At 66.2% G+C, this 18,886-nt stretch carries 18 protein-coding genes, 2 tRNA genes and 1 pseudogene; 6 read left to right on the top strand and 15 right to left on the bottom strand.

Annotated features, from left to right (window positions below):
- The first annotated feature begins 55 nt into the window (after positions 1–55).
- Positions 56–493: a holo-ACP synthase gene (locus AB0C34_RS28635; RefSeq protein WP_357079557.1), complete on the top strand. Its 438-nt coding sequence runs from the start codon at positions 56–58 to the stop codon at positions 491–493.
- Positions 494–529: 36 nt separating this feature from the next.
- Here the strand turns inward: AB0C34_RS28635 and AB0C34_RS28630 are convergent, their stop codons facing one another.
- A complete protein-coding gene (locus tag AB0C34_RS28630; RefSeq protein WP_357079577.1) occupies positions 530–1,150 on the bottom strand; it encodes a TetR/AcrR family transcriptional regulator in 621 nt (206 codons plus the stop codon).
- A 296-nt stretch (positions 1,151–1,446) separates the two neighbouring features.
- On the opposite strand from AB0C34_RS28630, the gene AB0C34_RS28625 reads away from it, so the two are divergent.
- Complete coding sequence (locus AB0C34_RS28625) at positions 1,447–2,685, top strand: hypothetical protein (RefSeq protein WP_357079554.1); 1,239 nt, start codon at positions 1,447–1,449, stop codon at positions 2,683–2,685.
- 64 nt (positions 2,686–2,749) lie between these two features.
- Here the strand turns inward: AB0C34_RS28625 and bcp are convergent, their stop codons facing one another.
- Positions 2,750–3,223, bottom strand: a complete 474-nt coding sequence (gene bcp, locus AB0C34_RS28620) for a thioredoxin-dependent thiol peroxidase (protein WP_357079551.1) — start codon at positions 3,221–3,223, stop codon at positions 2,750–2,752.
- A gap of 175 nt (positions 3,224–3,398) precedes the next feature.
- Between bcp and AB0C34_RS28615 the strand changes: the two genes are divergently transcribed.
- The gene (locus AB0C34_RS28615; RefSeq protein WP_357079549.1) at positions 3,399–3,620 is read left to right on the top strand and encodes a DUF3618 domain-containing protein; all 222 of its coding nucleotides are present in this window, start codon (positions 3,399–3,401) and stop codon (positions 3,618–3,620) included.
- A 65-nt stretch (positions 3,621–3,685) separates the two neighbouring features.
- Here the strand turns inward: AB0C34_RS28615 and AB0C34_RS28610 are convergent, their stop codons facing one another.
- Both AB0C34_RS28610 and AB0C34_RS28605 read right to left on the bottom strand, forming a co-directional pair.
- The gene (locus AB0C34_RS28610) at positions 3,686–3,982 is read right to left on the bottom strand and encodes an excalibur calcium-binding domain-containing protein (RefSeq protein ID WP_357079546.1); all 297 of its coding nucleotides are present in this window, start codon (positions 3,980–3,982) and stop codon (positions 3,686–3,688) included.
- Between the two features lie 132 nt (positions 3,983–4,114).
- On the bottom strand, positions 4,115–5,092 hold the full coding sequence (locus tag AB0C34_RS28605; protein WP_357079543.1) for a pirin family protein: 978 nt from the start codon (positions 5,090–5,092) through the stop codon (positions 4,115–4,117).
- Between the two features lie 70 nt (positions 5,093–5,162).
- Between AB0C34_RS28605 and AB0C34_RS28600 the strand changes: the two genes are divergently transcribed.
- Positions 5,163–5,615 (top strand): MarR family winged helix-turn-helix transcriptional regulator, encoded by a 453-nt coding sequence (locus AB0C34_RS28600; RefSeq protein ID WP_357079540.1) that lies wholly within the window; start codon positions 5,163–5,165, stop codon positions 5,613–5,615.
- Here the strand turns inward: AB0C34_RS28600 and AB0C34_RS28595 are convergent.
- The 5 genes and pseudogenes from AB0C34_RS28595 to AB0C34_RS28575 form a co-directional block, all read right to left on the bottom strand.
- Positions 5,604–6,147, bottom strand: a pseudogene (locus tag AB0C34_RS28595) (DUF1992 domain-containing protein). The gene AB0C34_RS28600 and the pseudogene AB0C34_RS28595 overlap by 12 nt on opposite strands.
- 102 nt (positions 6,148–6,249) lie before the next feature.
- Positions 6,250–6,372, bottom strand: coding sequence for a hypothetical protein (locus AB0C34_RS28590; RefSeq protein ID WP_357079537.1), 123 nt, complete (start codon positions 6,370–6,372; stop codon positions 6,250–6,252).
- Between the two features lie 58 nt (positions 6,373–6,430).
- A complete protein-coding gene (locus AB0C34_RS28585; protein WP_357079534.1) occupies positions 6,431–6,745 on the bottom strand; it encodes a hypothetical protein in 315 nt (104 codons plus the stop codon).
- Positions 6,746–6,859: 114 nt separating this feature from the next.
- Positions 6,860–7,480, bottom strand: a complete 621-nt coding sequence (locus tag AB0C34_RS28580; RefSeq protein ID WP_357079531.1) for a transglycosylase SLT domain-containing protein — start codon at positions 7,478–7,480, stop codon at positions 6,860–6,862.
- Positions 7,481–8,190: 710 nt separating this feature from the next.
- Positions 8,191–8,263, bottom strand: a tRNA-Lys gene (locus AB0C34_RS28575).
- A gap of 401 nt (positions 8,264–8,664) precedes the next feature.
- Between AB0C34_RS28575 and AB0C34_RS28570 the strand changes: the two genes are divergently transcribed.
- Positions 8,665–9,798, top strand: coding sequence for an Ig-like domain-containing protein (locus AB0C34_RS28570; RefSeq protein ID WP_357079574.1), 1,134 nt, complete (start codon positions 8,665–8,667; stop codon positions 9,796–9,798).
- A 245-nt stretch (positions 9,799–10,043) separates the two neighbouring features.
- On the opposite strand, the gene AB0C34_RS28565 is transcribed toward AB0C34_RS28570, so the two are convergent.
- Together AB0C34_RS28565 and orn are read right to left on the bottom strand one after the other, a co-directional pair.
- Positions 10,044–10,116, bottom strand: a tRNA-His gene (locus tag AB0C34_RS28565).
- A gap of 89 nt (positions 10,117–10,205) precedes the next feature.
- Complete coding sequence (orn, locus tag AB0C34_RS28560; protein WP_357079528.1) at positions 10,206–10,817, bottom strand: oligoribonuclease; 612 nt, start codon at positions 10,815–10,817, stop codon at positions 10,206–10,208.
- 364 nt (positions 10,818–11,181) lie between these two features.
- Between orn and AB0C34_RS28555 the strand changes: the two genes are divergently transcribed.
- Entirely contained in the window at positions 11,182–12,933 is a 1,752-nt protein-coding gene (locus AB0C34_RS28555; protein ID WP_357079525.1) for a helicase HerA-like domain-containing protein, read from the top strand.
- 51 nt (positions 12,934–12,984) lie between these two features.
- On the opposite strand, the gene lysA is transcribed toward AB0C34_RS28555, so the two are convergent.
- From lysA to AB0C34_RS28535, 4 genes are all read right to left on the bottom strand, one after another.
- On the bottom strand, positions 12,985–14,328 hold the full coding sequence (gene lysA, locus AB0C34_RS28550; RefSeq protein WP_357079522.1) for a diaminopimelate decarboxylase: 1,344 nt from the start codon (positions 14,326–14,328) through the stop codon (positions 12,985–12,987).
- 190 nt (positions 14,329–14,518) lie between these two features.
- Complete coding sequence (cmrA, locus tag AB0C34_RS28545; RefSeq protein WP_357079519.1) at positions 14,519–15,322, bottom strand: mycolate reductase; 804 nt, start codon at positions 15,320–15,322, stop codon at positions 14,519–14,521.
- A 142-nt stretch (positions 15,323–15,464) separates the two neighbouring features.
- Positions 15,465–17,495 carry an NADPH-dependent 2,4-dienoyl-CoA reductase gene (locus AB0C34_RS28540; RefSeq protein ID WP_357079516.1) on the bottom strand — a complete coding sequence of 677 codons (2,031 nt, stop codon included), beginning with the start codon at positions 17,493–17,495 and terminating at the stop codon, positions 15,465–15,467.
- Positions 17,492–18,073, bottom strand: a complete 582-nt coding sequence (locus tag AB0C34_RS28535) for a PadR family transcriptional regulator (RefSeq protein ID WP_357079514.1) — start codon at positions 18,071–18,073, stop codon at positions 17,492–17,494. The genes AB0C34_RS28540 and AB0C34_RS28535 overlap by 4 nt, the downstream gene beginning before the upstream one ends.
- Between the last annotated feature and the right edge of the window lie 813 nt (positions 18,074–18,886).

The raw sequence follows: 18,886 nt of genomic DNA, 5'->3' as shown, positions 1-18,886 counted from the left end.
TCGTCGCATGGGGTCCGCGCGCGGGCGCGGACCCCAGGTCGTAGGCTGCCCGGGTATGACGATCCTCGGTATCGGCTTGGACTTGGTGACTATCTCCGAGTTCGCCGAACAGCTCGAACGCGCCGGAACAACCATGCTCCGAGAGAGTTTCACGGCGGGAGAGCGGCGATACTGCCAGAGCAAGGGGACCGACCCGGCACGCAGCTACGCGACGCGCTGGGCGGCGAAGGAGGCGGTGATCAAAGCTTGGGCCGCGTCGCGGTTCGCCCGCCGCCCGCAGATCGGGGACAACCCCTATCCGCTGATCGAGGTGGTCAACGACGCGTGGGGCCGGCCGAGCATCAAGCTGCATGGCCTGGCCGCCGAGTTCCTTCCGCGGGTGAAGGTGCACCTGTCCCTGACGCACGACGGCGACACCGCGGCTGCCATGGTCGTGCTGGAGGACCCGGGCGAGCACGACGACCAGGTCGAAACCCACGAAGGAACGAACTGACGGTGCGGTGATCCCGGCTCGTGCCGGGATCACCCGCTAGCGCTCGCTGGCGGTGCGCGATTCCTTTTCCGCGACAAGCAGGTAGGCGACCATCAGTCGCTTGAGCTCCGACACCGCCTCCGCGTTGCTCTGGTCGTCCTGAACCGAGAAGTTCAGCATCGAATAGACCACGTGCACCAGCACTTCGGCCATCATGGTGCGGCGTGCCCGCGGAGTGCGCGGGGTGAGTGGCCGCAACATCTGTGACACGACCTCGGCGAACTCCTTCTCGTGGATCGCGCCGGTGGCCCGGGTGGACGGGGTGGACTGCATGGCCAGCCACACCTCACGCCGGGACGGGTCGGTCATCCAAAGATTGGCCAGATGATCGACGAACTGGTTCATGTGCCGCAACCAGTCCAGTGACGGGATCTCGCCGTGGAAATCGGCCAGCTCCTGGGAAACGGCCACCAGATCTTGTCGATTCAGCTCACAGACGATCACGTATTTATTGGCGAAGAATTGATACAGCGTTCCGATGGGCACTTCGGCCCGCGTCGCGACCTCTTCACAGGTGAACGACTCGAACCCGACCTCGACCAGCAGTTCGCGTGACGCCTGCAACAGGGCGTCGAACTTGCGTTTGCTGCGTTCCTGCGTCGGCCGGCGCCGCGGCATGAGCTCCTGTGGGTCGTCCTGCAGCTCCAACGCAGGGTCCAGACGTTGCTTCGACCTGGCCTCCGCGCGTACTTCCACACACCCAGGCTAACGGTAGTAACACGCGCGCGACACGCGTGCGTGCTGTGTCTGTTCAGGTCTGTCGAATTCGCTACCCATCCACAGCGAATGTGGCGTCGAACACATACCGAGCGCGCGTGCATCATGACGCGTGTTCCGAGCAGGGGAATCCATGGGGCTCAGGGCTTTCGGCTGGCTCGCGAGCCTGGTCAATGCGCAGAGGGAAGGCGTGGTCAGTGGTAGCTCGATCTGTGGTAACTCTCGGCGTTTCCACCGAACGCGGCGCCGTGCACGCGGTAGCGCTCGCCGATGGCGGGAAGCTGTCCGAACGCGTGGTGCTGCACCGGACCGAACAGACGCACGGTGACACCAAGGCGGACATGGCAGCGGCGGTCGAGGCCGTGCTGGAGGGCCTGGCCGCCGAGCTGGGGCCGGATCGCGAGGTCGGCGGCGTGGCGGTCACCTACCGGGATGCCGCTGAGCGGCGTGCCATCGTGACCCGGCTGGCGGCCGGTCGGTGGCACACCGCCTCGATGGTCTCGGCGAAGTCGGCGCACCTCAGTGTGACGAGCATGATGACCTGGCTCGACGAGTTCGACAACTTGCTGGTCTGCGAGGTCGTGCCCGGCTATCAGGCGTTCACCCTGGTAGACCGCGGGCGGCGCCGAGTGCTCGCCGCGGTCGGCCGGGCGGGCGGAGCGAATGCGACGTCGCTGGGCGCGGCGGTGCGGGCGGCGTCGGATCAGCTGGAACTGGCCGCGACGAAGCCGAACGCGGTCGTGATCATCGGGTCGGCAGGTCGTGCACCAGCGGTGCTCGCCGCGGTGCGCAGCTTCAGAGCTCCGGTGATCCCGTGCCGGATGGCCGCTTTCGCGGCCGCGGCGGGTGCGGCGGCGAGCGCGCAGGTCGAGGTGGACAAGATCGACGAGCCGGTCGCGGAGGAGCGTCGGGTGCGTAGCGCGACGGCGCTGTTCGCGGCGGCCGGCGTGCTGGCGGGCGGGATGCTCGTCGGGGGTTTCTACGCGATGAACGGGTTCAGCGGGCCGACATCCGCGGCGGTGGCCGCCGACGCGCGCGCGACCGCGGGTGGCTGGCTGGTCGACGGTGCCGGTCCGGCCGGCGTCGGGGCCGGTGAGCAAGGGCCGGCCCGGCACCCGGAGGTGGCTGGATCGTTCGATGAGTCGACGGCAGGAGCCAGGGATCCTTTCGCCTTCTCGCAGGACTGGGATGATCCGCAGGAGGATGGGCCGGTGCCGCTGGAACCCGCCGATCCCGACGAGGCGCAGACGAACTCCTCGACAGCACTGGTGCCCGGTGCGGGGACCCCAACGGTGACCGAGGTCGGCCCACCCAATGGCGTGCTGCTTTTTCCCGGCGAGACTCCGCCGCCGGCCGCGTTCACCCCGGAGGCCGCGGACTGGTGGGACAAGCACTTGCGCACGATGGCGCAGTGGGGGACACAGCAGGTGCGCTGAACGCATCGGCAGCGCGCGCCACGAACCCGGCGCCGGTGCGGCGCCGGGCATTTCGTTGTGCGAGTTACACCGAAAGATCGCGGCGCAGTTTGGCGACGTGTCCGGTGGCGCGGACGTTGTACTGCGCCACTTCGATCCTGCCCGCCTCGTCGACCAGGAAGGTGGAGCGGATGACACCGACGACGGTCTTGCCGTACATGGTCTTCTCGCCGTATGCGCCCCACGCGGTGAGCACGGTGCGGTCGGGGTCGGAGAGCAACGGGAAGGTCAGCTGTTCGCTGTCGCGGAACTTGGCCAGTTTGGTGGGTTTGTCCGGCGAGATGCCGAGGACGTCGATGCCCGCGCCGTTCAGGTCGGCCAGGTTGTCGCGAAAGTCGCAGGCTTCCTTGGTGCAGCCGGGCGTGCTCGCGGCCGGGTAGAAGTACACGATCACCTTGCGGCCGCGATAATCGGTGAGCGAGACGTTGGCGCCGTCGGCATCGGGCAACGTGAATTCGGGGGCGGTGTCGCCAGGGGAGAGTCGTTGGTTGGTGGTCACCTCCAGCACGGTAACCGACCGCACGGACGCGGTGCGGAAGGGAGATCTCCCGCTGCCCGCTGGTGCGGTGTGCGGCCGGATACACTCGTCCGCGAGCGCTGGGTGCTCCCGAACGGCCGAGAATGCGGCGTGATTCGCGCCCCGGGCGCGGCAATCGACAACAGGAGGGTTGAACGTGGCAAGGGATACCGAGCGGATCGAACGGGACATCGAGGCCGCCCGCACTCGGCTGGCGAGCACGCTCGACGAACTCGCGGTACGCGCGGATCCGCACCGGATCGCCGATGACACCAAGCAGATCGTGGTCGCGAAGCTGAACGAGCCGAAGGTGAAATACAGTCTGATCGGCGCTGCGGCGCTGGTCGCCGGGTTGGTCGTGCTCAAAATATTCCGCTGAGACGTAAAACGACAACACCCGGTATGGCCAGTTGCCATACCGGGTGTCGTCGTTTTACCGGTCGGTCAGACCGTCGGGCAGGCGAAGCCGTCGCCATCGGGGTCCAGCTGCGGGCCGTAGCCCGGTTCGCCACGGAACAGCGGTGCCCGGCCCGCGGCGCGGGCTTCGTCGCAGTTGGCGAAGGTGCCCCCCGCCGAGCCGGTCTGCGAGTAACCGGCGGAGCCGGTCGCGGCGGAGCCGGTGTCGACGGCCGACGAGCCTGTTCCGGAGGAACCGGTCGGAGGGGCGGCTAAGGCGGCGGGCGCCGCGATGAAGGTCAGTCCCGCGGCGGCAGCACTGACGGTGAGCCGGCGAACGTTCATGTATTCCTCTGTGTAGTTGCTGCGGTGGATGGGCGTCCGACCGGACGCCGCATCCACTGTTGTGACGGCCAGCGCTCTTGTCAACCGTAGCGGGGCGGAACTACGGCGTCAGGGGTGGCGGTCAGGCGTCCGTCACGTGGTCGGCTGTTCGCCGTTGACGTGTTCGGCGGGAATGTTTCCCATCCGTCCGGCTTGGAAGTCGGCCATCGCTTCGATGATTTCCGCCCGGGTGTTCATCACGAACGGCCCGTACTGCACAACGGGTTCCTTGATCGGCTGGCCGCCGAGCAGTAACACCTCGAGGTCGCCGGTCCGATTGTCTTGGCGCGCATCGGCTGTCATCGAAATCACGTCCCCTCGGTCGAAAACCGCCAGCTGTCCTTCCCGCAGCGGTCGGCGCTCCGCGCCGACCGTACCGCTGCCGGACAGCACATACGCCATCGCCGTAAATTGTTGCGGCCATGGGGTTTCCAATCGGCCGCCGGGCGTGATCGACGCGTGCGCGTAGGCGATCGGCGTGTAGGTGGAACCGGGGCCGGCGAATCCGCCGACTTCACCCGCGATGAGCCGGACCAACGCGCCACCGTCATGCGAACTCACCAACGTCAGGTCGCCGCCGCGTAGATCCTGATACCGCGGCGCCGCGAACTTCAGGGCGCGCGGCAGGTTCACCCAGAGCTGGATTCCGTGGAACCAGCCGCCGGTGACGACCAATTCCTCTGGCGGGACCTCGTCGTGCAGGATGCCGGAGCCCGCGGTCATCCACTGTGTGTCACCTTCGCTGATGACACCGCCGCCGCCGTGGGAGTCGTGGTGCACCATCGTGCCGTCGAGCATGTAGGTCACCGTTTCGAAGCCGCGGTGTGGATGCCAGGGCGCGCCCTTGGCTTCGTGCGGTTCGTAGGCCACCGGCCCCATCTGGTCCAGCAAGATGAACGGGTCGGCGGTACGCAGATCCACGCTGGGGAACGGCCGGTGTACCTCGAAGCCCGCGCCTTCGCGCTGGGTGTGCGCGGTGACCACGGCACGGACCGATCGCTCGCGCAGGGTCACGTCGGGGCGGGGCAGGCGCGGCAGGACCATGATGTCAGGGACGGTGATAGCGGGCATCGAAACCTCCTCGGGGGTTAGTGTCCATGTCAACCAAATGGGACTACACTTCATTCCCATGGTCCGGTGGTTGAGTGACGATGAGCAGGCGACCTGGCAGGCCTATGTGCGGCTCCGTCAGCGGATGGACGCGGCGATTTCGGCGGGGTTGGCCGAGGACGGTCTTTCCCTCGCGGACTATGAGTTGATGGTGGCGCTGTCCGCGGCGCCGAACGGCTGCCTGCGCGCCAAGGAGTTGGCCACCGAGGTGTGCTGGGAGAAAAGCCGGTTGTCCAAGCATCTGGCCAGGATGGATGCCCGCGGACTTGTCGAACGCCGACCTGCGGAGGAGGACGCGCGCGGTGTGCTGGTTCAGCTCACGCCGCAAGGACGTCGCGCCCTGGAGCGGGCCGCGCCGAATCATGTGGATCTGGTCCGCCGGGTATTCGTCGAGCCGATGACGGCGGCGGAGGCGCAGGTGCTGCGCGCGCTCGCGGACAAGGTGGTCGCCGGGGCGGAACAGGTGACCGAGCTAGGTGCCTGAACGACAGCCGCGCCTGCGGGTGCGACGGCCGGCCAGGTGATGCCACCAACGGCGGCGGCGCTCGGTCGCCGTCCGATCCGCACGCGCTGCCAACGGCCGGGCGCGCGGTGATCGGCTCGCTCGCTGCTGTTCTCGTCCGGTTCGCCACCGCGTGACGACCTCGTCCGCGTGCACCGGCGAGATCGGAACGAAGGGACCGTACGGCATCCGCAGCCAATCGACGATGCGCTGGTTGAGTTCGGCCACCGTTTCCCGCACCTGGCGCTCGGAGTTCAGTTCCCGCACGGTGTCGGGCAGTCGTTCGACGTCGCGACGGAGTAGCAGGGAGGGTGGGCAGCAGAGCTTCGCCGCCGACACCCTCGCGGCGCAGGTATTCCCGCAGCCACCAGTCCTCTTCGAGGCGTGCGCCCGCACCAGGGATCGGCTTGCCTCGACCGGCGAGATTGTCGAATTCTCCGCGCTCGGTCGCCTCGCGGATCTGTTTGTCGATCCACGATTCGAAGTCCAGATCGGGCGGCTTGCGCTCGGTCATCGCGACGTGATCGTCGGCGAGTGCACGACCCAAGCCTACGCACCTAGATAGTGGTCATGAAAATAATTGCGGCAGAGGGTATTCCGGATAAACCTGGCGCGGTCACGACCACAGGACGATCGGCGGCCGCATCCACACCTTCTCGTCGGGGTATTCGCCGTGGCCGAGGGGTAGCTCGGATCCCCGGCCGGCCCGGTTGTCCATCTCGTCCAGCAGGTCTGTCACGGTCGCCCAGTAGTGAAAAAGATTGCCGCAGAGCTAATTCGCAGTAATCGTGGTGCGATCACGACCAGGGGGCGATCGGTGGCTTCACCCACAGCAGCTTCTCGTCGGTGTGCTGACGCGTGGCCGAGGGATGGTCCGGATTCCGGACGGCCCAGCCGTCTTTCTCGTCCAGCAATTCGGCCACCGTCGCCCAGGTCTCGTCGGTACTCGGCGGGTTGGTCTCGGCGGCCCTGGCCAATTTGCGTCGGATGGGTGCGGGCAGTGCGAGCAGTTCGGTGCCGGAGATGCCGCGTTGCCAGAGATAGCTCGCCAGCCGCCGCGCCTTTTCGGCACGGCTCTTGGCCGCGGTGTCGTTGTGGGCGTAATCGGTCATAGCACTTGTCCACGGGGGTCGGGGTGTCTCGACCCTAGTCGACCAGGCGAGCTGGGCAGAACGCGACGAAGCCTCCCCGTCCGTGGACAGGGAGGCTTCGTCACGCCGGTCGGCTCAGTACGCGCTGTCGACGTAGTCCATCGAGCCGTAGCGCTGGGCGGCGTAGTTGCAGGCGGCCGCGATGTTCGCTACCGGGTCCCAGATGTCCCAGGAGGTGCCTTCGACGTGGTACGTGGCGAAGGTCGGGTCGATCACCTGCAGCAGGCCCTTGGAGGGGATGCCCATCGCGGCGTTGGAGTCCCACAGGTTGATGGCCTGGGGGTTACCGGTGGACTCGCGCATGATGTTGCGGTGAATACCCTCGTAGGTGCCCGGGATGTTGTGCGCGCGCATCACGTCGAGCGCCTGCCGGATCCAGCCGTCCAAGTTGTCCGCGTAGGCCGGGGCCGGTGGGGGCATCGGCGCCGGGATCGGCGCGGGCACAGCCGGTGGTGCTGGGATCGGCATGGGTGCCGGGATCGCCGCGGGGGCGGGCACGGCCAGTGCGGCCTCGGCGACATGCGAGGCGGCGGGCTGCTCTTCGGCCACCATGGCGATGCGCGACGGAACACTGTCGTCGGCGACGGACACAGCGGACGAGGCGGCTACCGCGACTACACCCGCGGCGGCGAAGGCAACGGCGATGCTCTCGCGTAGCGACGGACGTCGGAAAGAGGAAAAGCGGATGTCAGGCATTACGAAATCGGTTCCTTTATCGGGGACTGTTTCGATCCGGCCGCATTCGGGCAACACGGATCCTTTCGGCGGACGCTTGGTGAGCGATCGCCGATCTGGCCATGTGCTGTTGTGTGGTTTGGTTGTGGGGATGCTCAGATCCCCGGGCACGCGACGTGTGCGGTACCGGCTCGCCCTGGACGGGCCTCGGCTGCGGTGTCGCTCGGAACTCCGTATCCTCGATGCGGAGTGACGGGCGGAAGAATGGGTATTGCGGATCCGTTGCCGGATTTCCGCTCCGCCGACCGCGTGGCTGGCAGGTGCCGCCGGTACGGTCGTTTTCCGATGGATGTTGATTACTTCTCGGACTAACCAATCTTCAGGTCGCTTTGTGACCTGATTGCAGAATGGTCACGCATGGTGAACAAAGGGTTAACGAGTGGGGTACGGGCGGTGCCGATGATCTTGGAACGTGTGCGCCGTAGTTGCTGAACCGTTACCTAAGCTGGGAGTTTGCTGCTAAACCTGATGTGCGGTACGTCACAAAATTTTCTGACCGACATGCTGGTTTTCGGCGTGCGCAGCAGAGTATCGGCGTCCGAATTGAGACCAGTGGTGCATCTGAGAAGCGGCCCGGGTTGCACGATTATCAGGGGAATCGGCGTTAGCCTGGCAAAAGAAAACCGCGCGATTGCCGTCTGGTGACTGACAAAAGCACGGTCTTCGTGTTGTGCGCCATCAGGGACTCGAACCCCGAACCCGCTGATTAAGAGTCAGCTGCTCTGCCAATTGAGCTAATGGCGCCCGCCGTGCGTTCCGGCGCGGGACAAACTTTAACAGGCCGAGGCAGTAGAAGTGAAATCGTGCTCTGACCTGGGTTGATGTCTTGCTCTCTTACACGGGTGACACCGGCGGCGCCGGTGCTGATCACACGGTTGTAACGCTGTTGTGTCGGCCTCGCACACGCGTTGGCGTAGTTGTGACGTACTGGCAGAATGTCCGATTGTGGTCTCGACCGCCCGCCCACAACGGCGGGGTGACGGCGTAGGCGGTTGGTATCCGAAGCCATCGGTGTGTTCTGGAACGCCGAGACTTGAAACGGGGTTGAAATGAGCGTTGGTCAGGGTTGGCGAGAGGCGACCGCACGGTGGTCGACACGAAAGATTGCGGGAACCGTTGTCGTGCTTGCCGTGGCCGTACTGGCCATGACGTCGTGTTCGTCGTCCGGCCCGAAGGCCACCCAGGTCGCCATCGACCGCAACCCGATCACCGAGTTGATCAAGCCGAAGTTGCTGTCCCCGGTCAAAGACGGCGAGGTGGGGGTTTCGCCGGGCGTTCCGATGGCGTTCAAGGTCGAGGACGGTAGGTTCACCAATGTCAGCCTGTCGAATCGGCAGGGCGTGTCGGTGAGCGGCAAGCTGGCCGCGGACGGTCGGTCGTGGGAGACCACCGAGGTACTCGGCTACGGCAAGACCTACCGGCTGACGGCGGATGCGATCGGTATCGGCGGCGCGAACTCGACGACGCTGAGTTTCACCACAAGTTCGCCGGACAATCAGACCAAGCCCTACCTGATTCCCGGTGAGGCCGAGGTGGTCGGCATCGGTCAGCCGGTGGCCGTTCAGTTCGACGAGAACATCCCGGACCGGAAGGCCGCGCAGGCGGCCATCAAGATCACCACCGAGCCGCCGGTGGAGGGCGCGTTCTACTGGGTGAACAACCGTGAGGTGCGCTGGCGGCCGGAGCACTTCTGGGCGCCGGGGACGCGGGTCGCGATCGACGTGAACGTCTACGGCCGTGATCTCGGCGACGGTCTGTACGGCCAGGACAACATCCACTCCTCCTTCACCGTCGGCGACGCCGTGATCTTCACCGCCGACGACAACACCAAGCAGGTGGTCGTCGAGCAGAATGGCCAGGTGATCCGGACCATGCCGACCTCGATGGGCAAGGACGGCACACCCACCGACAATGGCATCTACATTGTGGCCGACCGGCACGAGCGGATCATCATGGATTCCTCGACCTACGGCGTGGCGGTCGGCTCGCCGGACGGATACAAGACGCCGGTGGATTTCGCGACGCGGTTGTCCTACAGCGGCATCTTCTTCCATTCCGCGCCGTGGTCGGTCGGTCAGCAGGGCTACAGCAATACCAGTCACGGCTGCCTGAACCTCAGCCCGGCGAACGCGCAATGGGTTTACCAGAACGCGAAGCGCGGTGACATCACCATCGTCAAGAACACTGTGGGCGGCACGCTGTCCGGCGTAGACGGCTTGGGTGACTGGAATATTCCGTGGCAGACCTGGAAGTCGGGCAACGCGGACGACAACCGCTGAGTTCCACCCGACTGTGCCGAACGGCCACCGACCATGTGGGTTCACGCGGTCGTCGCAATGCCCTCGACAGGAGAGGCAGCGACGACCGCGTTGTTTTTCGCGGAGGACCCGACTCGTTCGGCGTTTCACGGCGTAGTGACAGCAGCATGCGTGGCCGAAACTGAACGTCGCTGCGGCGAAGGTGGTGGGGCGCATAAGAAAAAGCCCGGGAGAATCCGATTTCTCGGAGCCTCCCGGGCTCTTCGGGTGAGCGACGGGACTCGAACCCGCGACAGCCAGGATCACAACCTGGTGCTCTACCAACTGAACTACGCTCACCATCGGCCAGTGAACAACCGGCGCGGTAGATATTAGCGCGTCACCCCTGCTACGCCCTAATCGGTTTCCGGCGAGCCATTGACCTGGGGCTATTCCACCGTGCTTCCGGCGACCTCGGCGGCGACGGCGGCGATCTCGGTGGTGGAAGGGCCGGGTGGTGCGACGAACGCGGTGCGCCGGTAGTACTCCAACTCGCGAATGGACTCCTTGATATCGGCCAGTGCGCGGTGGGTCAGGCCCTTTTCCGGCTGGCCGAAGTAGATCCGCGGGTACCAGCGGCGGCACAGCTCCTTGATCGAGCTCACGTCGATCATCCGGTAGTGCAGGTGGTTATCCAGCAGTGGCATGTCGCGCGCGATGAAGCCGCGGTCGGTCGCGATCGAGTTACCGGCCAGCGGCACAGTGCGGGGGGTGGGAATGTACTGGCGGATGTAGTCGAGCACCTGTTGCTCGGCCTCGGCCAGGGTGACGGTGGAGCGGCGCACCTCGTCGGTCAGACCGGAGGTTTCGTGCATCTCGGCGACCACCGCGGGCATCGCGGCGAGGGCCTCGTCGTCGGCGTGGATGACGACGTCCACGCCCTCGCCGAGGATGTTGAGATCGCTGTCGGTCACGAGTGCGGCTACCTCGATCAGCTTGTCGCTGTCCAGGGCCAGGCCGGTCATCTCGCAATCCATCCACACCACGTACTTGTCGCTCACTGGACACACAGTAGCCGTGGTAGCGACCCACCAGGCTCACCTGGCCGCCTTGTCGCAGCGCGTTCCGGATATCACACGCGCCGATTCGACACCGCATATTCGGTGGACATGCGAGCGAATCAGTGGGGTCGAGCCCGCCGTGCCCGCGGTACGGGGCCGCGTTCGCACGATCGCGTATGGCCGCAGGTGGGCGACGTTCGACACCCGCCGCTCTCGATCCGACGCGGCAAACGGCAATCGCCGTCCCGCTCCCGATCTTCACCGGCGGAGATACAGTTTCTGTTAGATCGACATGGACGTTTTCGGTGCGACAGCAAATATTGCGCAAAAGCAGTCGGAGTCAGGCCGAGACGAAGGACGTGCGATGACGACCCCTCAGGAGAAGGCGGCAGCGGCGCGAAAGGCCGCGCAGGAGGCGGCGCGGGTCGCGGACGAGGCGGCCGCCGCCGCGGAGGCTGCGGAGCGCGAACTCGCCGAGCAAGAAGCGGCTGGAGTGGGGGTCGGTGGTGCGGCGGCACCGGAACACGGCACCGGGAAGGCTGATCGACCCGCGGTTCACACGAAAGCCGATGTCGAGCCGAAGGAGGCGCCCGCGCTGTCGAGCGCCGCCGCACAGATCGCCGCGGGATACGCATTCGAGGGCGCGGCACTGGAGCTGGGCGCCGTGGTGGTCGGCGGACACGTGGATCCCGCAGCGCGCATTCGTATTCCGATGCGAACGATGAATCGGCACGGCCTGATCGCGGGCGCCACCGGCACCGGTAAGACGAAGACGCTGCAGGGCATTGCCGAACAGCTCTCGCGTTCCGGGATACCTGTCGTACTCGCCGATATCAAGGGTGACCTGTCCGGTCTGAGCCGGCCGGGGCGAGCCGACGACGAACTCGGCGTGCGCGCCGAGCAGTCCGGCGCGCAGGACTGGGCGCCCGCCGGGTTCCCGACCGAGTTCGTCTCGTTGGGCACCACCGGAATCGGCGTGCCCATCCGCGCGACCATCACCTCGTTCGGGCCGGTGCTGCTCAGTAAGGTGCTCGGCCTCAATGAGACGCAGGAGTCGACCCTCGGCCTGATCTTCCACTGGGCGGACAAGAACGGCCTCGCGCTGCTGGACCTGAAGGATCTGCGGGCCGTGATCACCCATCTCACCAGCCCCGAGGGCAAGCAGGACCTGAAGGGCATCGGCGGCGTTTCCGCGGCCACCGCGGGCGTGATCCTGCGCGCGCTGGTGAACCTGGAGGCCGAAGGCGGCGACACATTCTTCGGTGAGCCGGAACTGGATCCGACGGATCTGGTGCGAGTGGCGGGCGGACAGGGCGTGATCACGCTGGTCGAACTGGGCGCGCAGGCGGTGCGACCGGTGCTGTTCGCCACCTTCCTGATGTGGGTTCTCGCGGATCTGTTCCAGACGCTGCCCGAGGTCGGCGACGTGGACAAGCCCAAATTGGTCTTCCTCTTCGATGAGGCGCATCTGCTGTTCGCGGAGGCCTCGAAGGCGTTCCTCGAGCAGGTGGAACAGACCGTCAAACTGATCCGGTCCAAGGGCGTCGGGGTGTTCTTCTGCACCCAGTTACCCACCGATATCCCGAATCAGGTGCTGTCCCAACTCGGCGCGCGGATCCAGCACGCGCTGCGCGCGTTCACCCCGGACGACCAGAAAGCGCTGACGAAGACCGTACGCACCTATCCCACGACCAGCGTCTACAACCTGGAGAAGGCGCTGACCTCGCTGGGCACCGGTGAGGCGATCGTGACGGTGCTCTCGGAACAGGGCGCGCCGACTCCAGTGGCCTGGACCAGGATTGCGCCGCCACGTTCGCTGATGGACACCATCGGAGCAGATGCGATCAAGTCCCGCGCCCTGTCCAGTGCGCTGGCCACCAAGTACGGACAGACCGTCGACCGGGAGTCGGCTTACGAGCTGCTCGCCGCGAAAGTCGAGGCGGCGGCACAGGATCCGGAACCTGCCCCGCCGCCGGGGCGAGCCGCGACGCGCAGGGAGGAGTCCGCCGCCGAGCGCATCATGAGCAATCCTGCGGTGAAAGGCTTCCTGCGGTCGGCTGCCACCGCGGCAGGTCGTGAGATCAGCCGCAGCATTTTCGGCACCCGCAGGCGCTGAGCGGGAAGGCGCCCGGACCTCCGATGTCGGGTGTCCAGGCGCGTGCCCGGCTCAGAGCCCGATATCGCGGGCGAGCAGATCAGCGGTGGTCTCGCGGCGTACCAGTTCGCGGGTGCGACCTCGCCGCACCGCGATGATCGGCGGGCGCCCGACACTGTTGTAGGAGGAGGCCAGGCTGTGGTGATAGGCGCCGGTACACGGCACCGCCAACACCTCGCCCGGGCGTAGGTCGGCCGGCAGCCTGACGTCGGTGGCGAGAATATCGCCCGCCTCGCAATAGCGACCGGCGACCGTGGCGGTCATGTGCGGACCGCAAGGGTGGCGGTTGGCCACCACGACCTCGTAACGGGCGCCGTACAACGCGACGCGTGGGTTGTCGCTCATCCCGCCGTCCACCGTGACGTAGGTGCGACCGCCCTCGATGTGCTTGATCGAGAGCACCCGGTAGAGCGTCACGCCCGCCCTGGCCACGATGGCCCGGCCCGGTTCGAGTGCGATCGACGGGCGGGGAAAGTGGTGGCGCGCACAGGCGGCGTCCAACGCGTCCTCGATGACGTCGGCGAGTTCCGGCAGGTTCATCTCGGCGTCACCGCTGCGGTAGGCGACCGCGTGACCGCCGCCCAGGTCGAGTTCGGTCACGATGACGCCGTGGTCCTCCCTGACCCGCGCCATTTCGCCGACCATCCGCCGAACCGCCTCACCATAGTGATCCGGGTCGTAGATCTGCGAGCCGAGGTGGCAATGGAAGCCGATCAACGTCAGGTTGGGCTGACGCATGATCCGGTCGATCGCCTCGGCGGCCATCGCGCTGCCGATCGGGAAGCCGAATTTCTGGTCGAGCACACCGGTGCGGACCGCGGGATGTCCGTGTACATCGATGCCGGGGGACAGGCGAAGCAGGACGCGCTGCGGCGTGGTGGCCAGCGCCGAAAGCAGGGTGATTTCGGTGAGCGAGTCGACCACGACCCTGCCGACGCCGCTACGCACCGCGGCCTGGAGCTCGTCGAATGATTTGCCGTTGCCGTGCAACACGATTCGAGCTGGATCCACCCCGGCGGCCAGTGCGATGGTCAGCTCACCGGCGGAGCAAACGTCGACCGAAAGCCCCTCCTGGGTAACCCATTCCGCGACCGCGCGGATCATCAGCGCCTTACCCGCGTAGATGATCTCGGCCTCGGGGAAGGCTTTGTGATAGGTCCGGCAGCGAGATCGGACCTCTTCCTCATCGAGGACATAGGTAGCGGTGCCGTACTGATCGGCGATATCGGCCAGGGCCACCCCGCCGAGGGTGATCCTGCCGTCGCCGTCGTAGTGCGTGTCTCGCGGCCAGACCGCGGAATCGAGGCGCGAAGGCATCCCCGACCGCAGCGACGGGAAGATATCGAGCAGCGTCACCATGTTCTCCTGGGTCGTCCCCGCTTTTCCTGAGTGCGGGGCCGATGTCAGGACTACGCCGATGACAGAGCTGTGGGCTGGTCGTTTGCGCATTCTTGACCACGGATGGGTGGTTCTTGACAGGCCGCTGACGCTGCCGCGTGCGGGAGGTCTCAGTAGGTCGGTCTCAGCGGGTCGGTCTCAGTGGGCATCAACCGCCGAGTTTCCGGTAGAACGCGCCGGCGATGGGTGCGGTGAGTGCGCGCGGACCGTACTGGCCCGCGACGCTCATCCCCTTGCCGAGCAGGCCGGGGACTACCCGCATCTTATTGCGAACCAAGGCATCGATGGACACCTTGGCGGTGTATTCCGACGAGACCCACACGAAGTCGGGCACCATGCGGTCCACGATCGAGGAGTCCGCGGGATCAGGGGTTTCGGTGCGGACCGGGCCGGGGGCGAGCAGCGTCACGTGGACACCGGAGTCTTTCAGCTCGCCGCGCAGCGACTCGGAGAAGGTGTTGGCGAACGCCTTACTGGCGGCATAGGTGGCATTGTTCGGGATCGGCATGTTGCCCGCGGCCGACCCGCTGATCAGGATGCCGCCGCCACCGCGAGCGATCATGCCGGGCAGCACGGCCAGCGTCAGATCGTGCACGGCGACGGCGTTGAGTTCCATTTGAGCGCGCTCATCGGCCAGATCGAGCGCGGCGACCGCACCGAATGTCGCGATTCCGGCGTTGTTGCACAGAATTGCGATGTCGCGGCCGGTCAATTCCTCGGCGAGCTCGCCGCGCTGAACTCGATCGGCCAGGTCCACCGCGCGCACCTCGGCGGTGATGCCGTGCGCCAGTGTCAGCCGCTGCGCGAGTTCGGTCAGCAGATCGCCGCGACGGGCGACCAGGATCAGCGAGTAGCCGCGGGCGGCGAGTTCGGCGGCTAGCGCGGTGCCGATGCCGGAGGAGGCGCCGGTGACGACCGCGCGGTTCTCGGAGGAGGGAGAGGGCAGGCTCACCCGGTGCAGCCTAGGCGATGTGCGGTGTCGGCCCGCGCGCACCGTCGCCGCTCCTATGCTCGGCCTGTCACGGTACGCAGCCGCGAGAGTTGTCCAGATATCCGAACCGCCAAAGGGTGGTCGCCCGGCATCGAGGTGGCGACTAGAGCCGCACGGCGAGCCGGGTGCCCTGATCGATGGCGCGCTGGGCATCGAGTTCGGCGGCCACATCGGCGCCGCCGATCACGTGCAGGTTCACTCCTGCCGCGCGCAGCGGGGCCTCGAGTTCGCGGACGGAATCCTGGCCCGCGCACACGATCACGTTGTCGACCGCGATCACTTGGGAGCGTAGGTGTTTCTCGCCGAAGCTGATGTGCAGGCCATGGTCATCGATACGCTCGTAGTTCACCCCGCCGATCTGTTCGACGCCTTTGGCCTTCAGTGCGGCGCGATGCACCCAGCCGGAGGTCTTGCCGAGGTCCTTGCCGAACGGGGTCGTCTTGCGTTGCAGCAGTATCACTTCGCGCGCGGCGGGAGTGGGCTCGGGGATGGCGAGTTGGCCGGGAACCTGCTCGTCGTCGGAGGTGACGCCCCATTCTTGTTTCCACTCGTCCAGTTTCAGTGTGGGATGTCCGTCGACGACGAGGAATTCGCTGACGTCGTAGCCGATGCCGCCCGCCCCGATCACCGCCACGCGCCTACCGACCGGCTTCTGCTCGCGGACCAGTTCGGCGTAGGTGAGCACCATCGGGTGGTCGATGCCGGGGATCTCTGGGATGCGCGGTCGCACGCCGGTGGCCAGCACTATGTCGTCGTAACGGCCTTCGACGAGTTCGGCTGCGTCGACCCGTTTGTTCAGATGCACGGTGACGCCGGTGATCTGAAGCATCCGGTGGTAGTAGCGGATCGACTCGTCGAACTCCTCTTTGCCCGGAATGCGGCGCGCGATGTCGAACTGCCCGCCGATCTTGTCGTCGGCCTCGAACAGGTCGACATGGTGGCCACGCTCGGCGAGATTCACCGCCGCGGACAGCCCGGCGGGGCCCGCGCCGACGACCGCGATCCGCTTGGCGCGGCGGGTGGGCAGCAGCTTCAGCTCGGTCTCGCGCCCGGCGCGCGGATTGAGCAGGCAGGAGACGGTCTTGCGCTGGAACGCGTGGTCCAGGCAGGCCTGGTTGCATGCGATGCAGGTATTGATCTCGTCGACCCGGTTCTGCGCGGCCTTGTTCACCCACTCGGGGTCGGTGAGCAACGGGCGCGCCAGCGAAATGAGTTGAGCGTCACCGCGGGTCAGGATTTCCTCGGCCACTTCGGGCATGTTGATCCGGTTGGACGCGCAGACCGGAATGCCTACCTGCTGAGCGATTTTCGCGGTGAACTCCACGAACGCCGCGCGCGGCACCGAGGTCACGATGGTCGGCACGCGCGACTCGTGCCAGCCGATATCGGTGTTCAGAATGTTCGCCCCCGCCGCTTCGAGGTCCTTGGCCAGTGCCACGATCTCCTCGAAGGTCTGCCCCTGCTCCACCAGTTCGGCCATGGACAGCCGGAACACGATGAGGAACTTCGGACCGACCGCGGCACGGGTGCGGCGCACGATCTGCACGGCGATCCGGCGCCGATTGCGCGCCGAACCGCCCCACTCATCGGTGCGCTTGTTGGTGCGCGGCGCGAGGAATTGGTTGATGAAATACCCTTCACCGCCCATGATCTCGCAGCCGTCGTAGCCGGCGAACTGGGCCAGTGTCGCGCAGCGGACGTAGTCGTCGATGGTCTGGTCGATGCCCTTGGCCGATAGCTCGCGCGGCCGGAACGGATTGATCGGCGCCTTGATCGAGGAGGCCGACACACTGCCTGGCAGGTAGGAGTAACGGCCCGCGTGCAGGATTTGGATGGCGATCTTGCCGCCCTCGTCGTGCACCGCCTTGGTGATCGCGCGGTGCCGGTAGGCCTCGGTCTTATTGGTCAGTTTCGCCCCGAACGGCAGCAGCCACCCGGTGCGGTTGGGCGCGTAGCCGCCGGTGATGATCAGGCCGACGCCGCCGCGTGCCCGTTCGGCGAAGAAAGCCGCCAGCCGGTGGCTGTCCCAGGCGCGGTCCTCCAGGCCGGTGTGCATCGACCCCATCACCACGCGATTGCGCAGGGTGATGCAGCCGAGGTCGAGCGGCTCGAAGAGATGGGGGAAGGAGCTCATCGGGAAGTCTCGCCTTTCTCCGGCACTTCACGCGGGGCTGGCACGCGGGGGTGCAGTGCTTGCAGAACTTCGTCGCACCATTCGACGAACCCCGACTCCATACGAACGCCCGCGCGTAACACGAGGTACTGGTGCAGGGCCGTCCCGGACAACTGGTCCGGCACGGGGAAGTCGCGTTTTTCGATGAGCCGATACAGCTCCAGCTGCTGGTGGTGCTGGTCACGGTGGCGGGCCACCTCGGCGCGCAGCGCGTCGATGTCGCCGTAGGCGGCGGCGCGGATCTTTACCGCGAGTTCATTGCGGGGGGTGCCGAAATCGGCTGGTTCGGCGATCCATCGGGCGAGTTCGGCCCGCCCCGCTTCGCTCACCGAGTAGACCTTCTTGTCCGGTCGGCCCGCTTGGGTCACCGACTCGCTGGTGAGCCAGTCGGATTCCGCCATGCGTTTGAGAACACGATAGATCTGCTGGTGGGTCGCGCTCCAGAAATAGCCGATGGACTTGTCGAAGCGGCGCGCCAACTCATATCCCGAGCCGGCGCGCTCGGTCAGTGATACCAGCAACGCGTGCTCGAGGGCCATGGCTGTCAGGTTATCTGTCACAAGCAGTTCTATGCAACTAGGTGCATATCAAGCAGATGATACGTCATTCCAGCGTCACCCGACGGATTCGCCGGGCCATCCGCGCGGGTGATGCTCGATAGGCATCCCACAATGTGCGGACGATTCCGGGCCGGCCCCCGACGCTGCGGTTGCGGCGACCATTGCCCGAAAGCGCCGCATGACCAGCATTCGCTTCCATCTTCCGTCGGCCCTGTGCGCTGCTCAGGGGTGCGGGTGTTCACCGAGGTCGGATCCACCTGTACCAAGGGCCGGTCGCGGGAGCCGGTAGATGGGGCGGCCTGAGCTGATCCGTCGGCCCGACTCAATAGTGAGACGCCAGCACGGAACCAGACCTTACGGCCGAGGACGCCGACGTCCTCGCCGGAGTAAATATTCGCCATCACCATGAACTGGCACGAGACCGAGGCCGGCGAGCGGCGAACGCATAACGCACAGGAAGCGTGAACCCATGATCCCTGAGGACTGGCTACCGACCGAAGGTGACGTCCACGTGCGGCTGTGGGGCGATGAGATGTTCATGGACTACACCGCCAGCGTGGCGGCGGCGCGACATCTGATCTGTGACTGGTGGCGAAAGCATTGGTGCACGATCGAATTGTTTCGACCAACGAGTAGCGACCATCATCGCTTTCCGCGACTGCCGTGTGAGCGACTGTTCCTCGGACCATGATTGTCGACTCCGCCCGTGCCGCAACCGGGTCGGAGCGACCGGGAGCGCGGCCGTCACGGACGGCATCCGACGCACCCATCCTCAGCTCGCCGCGTAGTCCG

The organism is Nocardia sp. NPDC049220 (assembly GCF_040647855.1).
Lineage (GTDB): Bacteria > Actinomycetota > Actinomycetes > Mycobacteriales > Mycobacteriaceae > Nocardia.
Note: the sequence above shows the minus strand (reverse complement) of the source record. Positions and strands in the feature narration are given on the sequence as shown.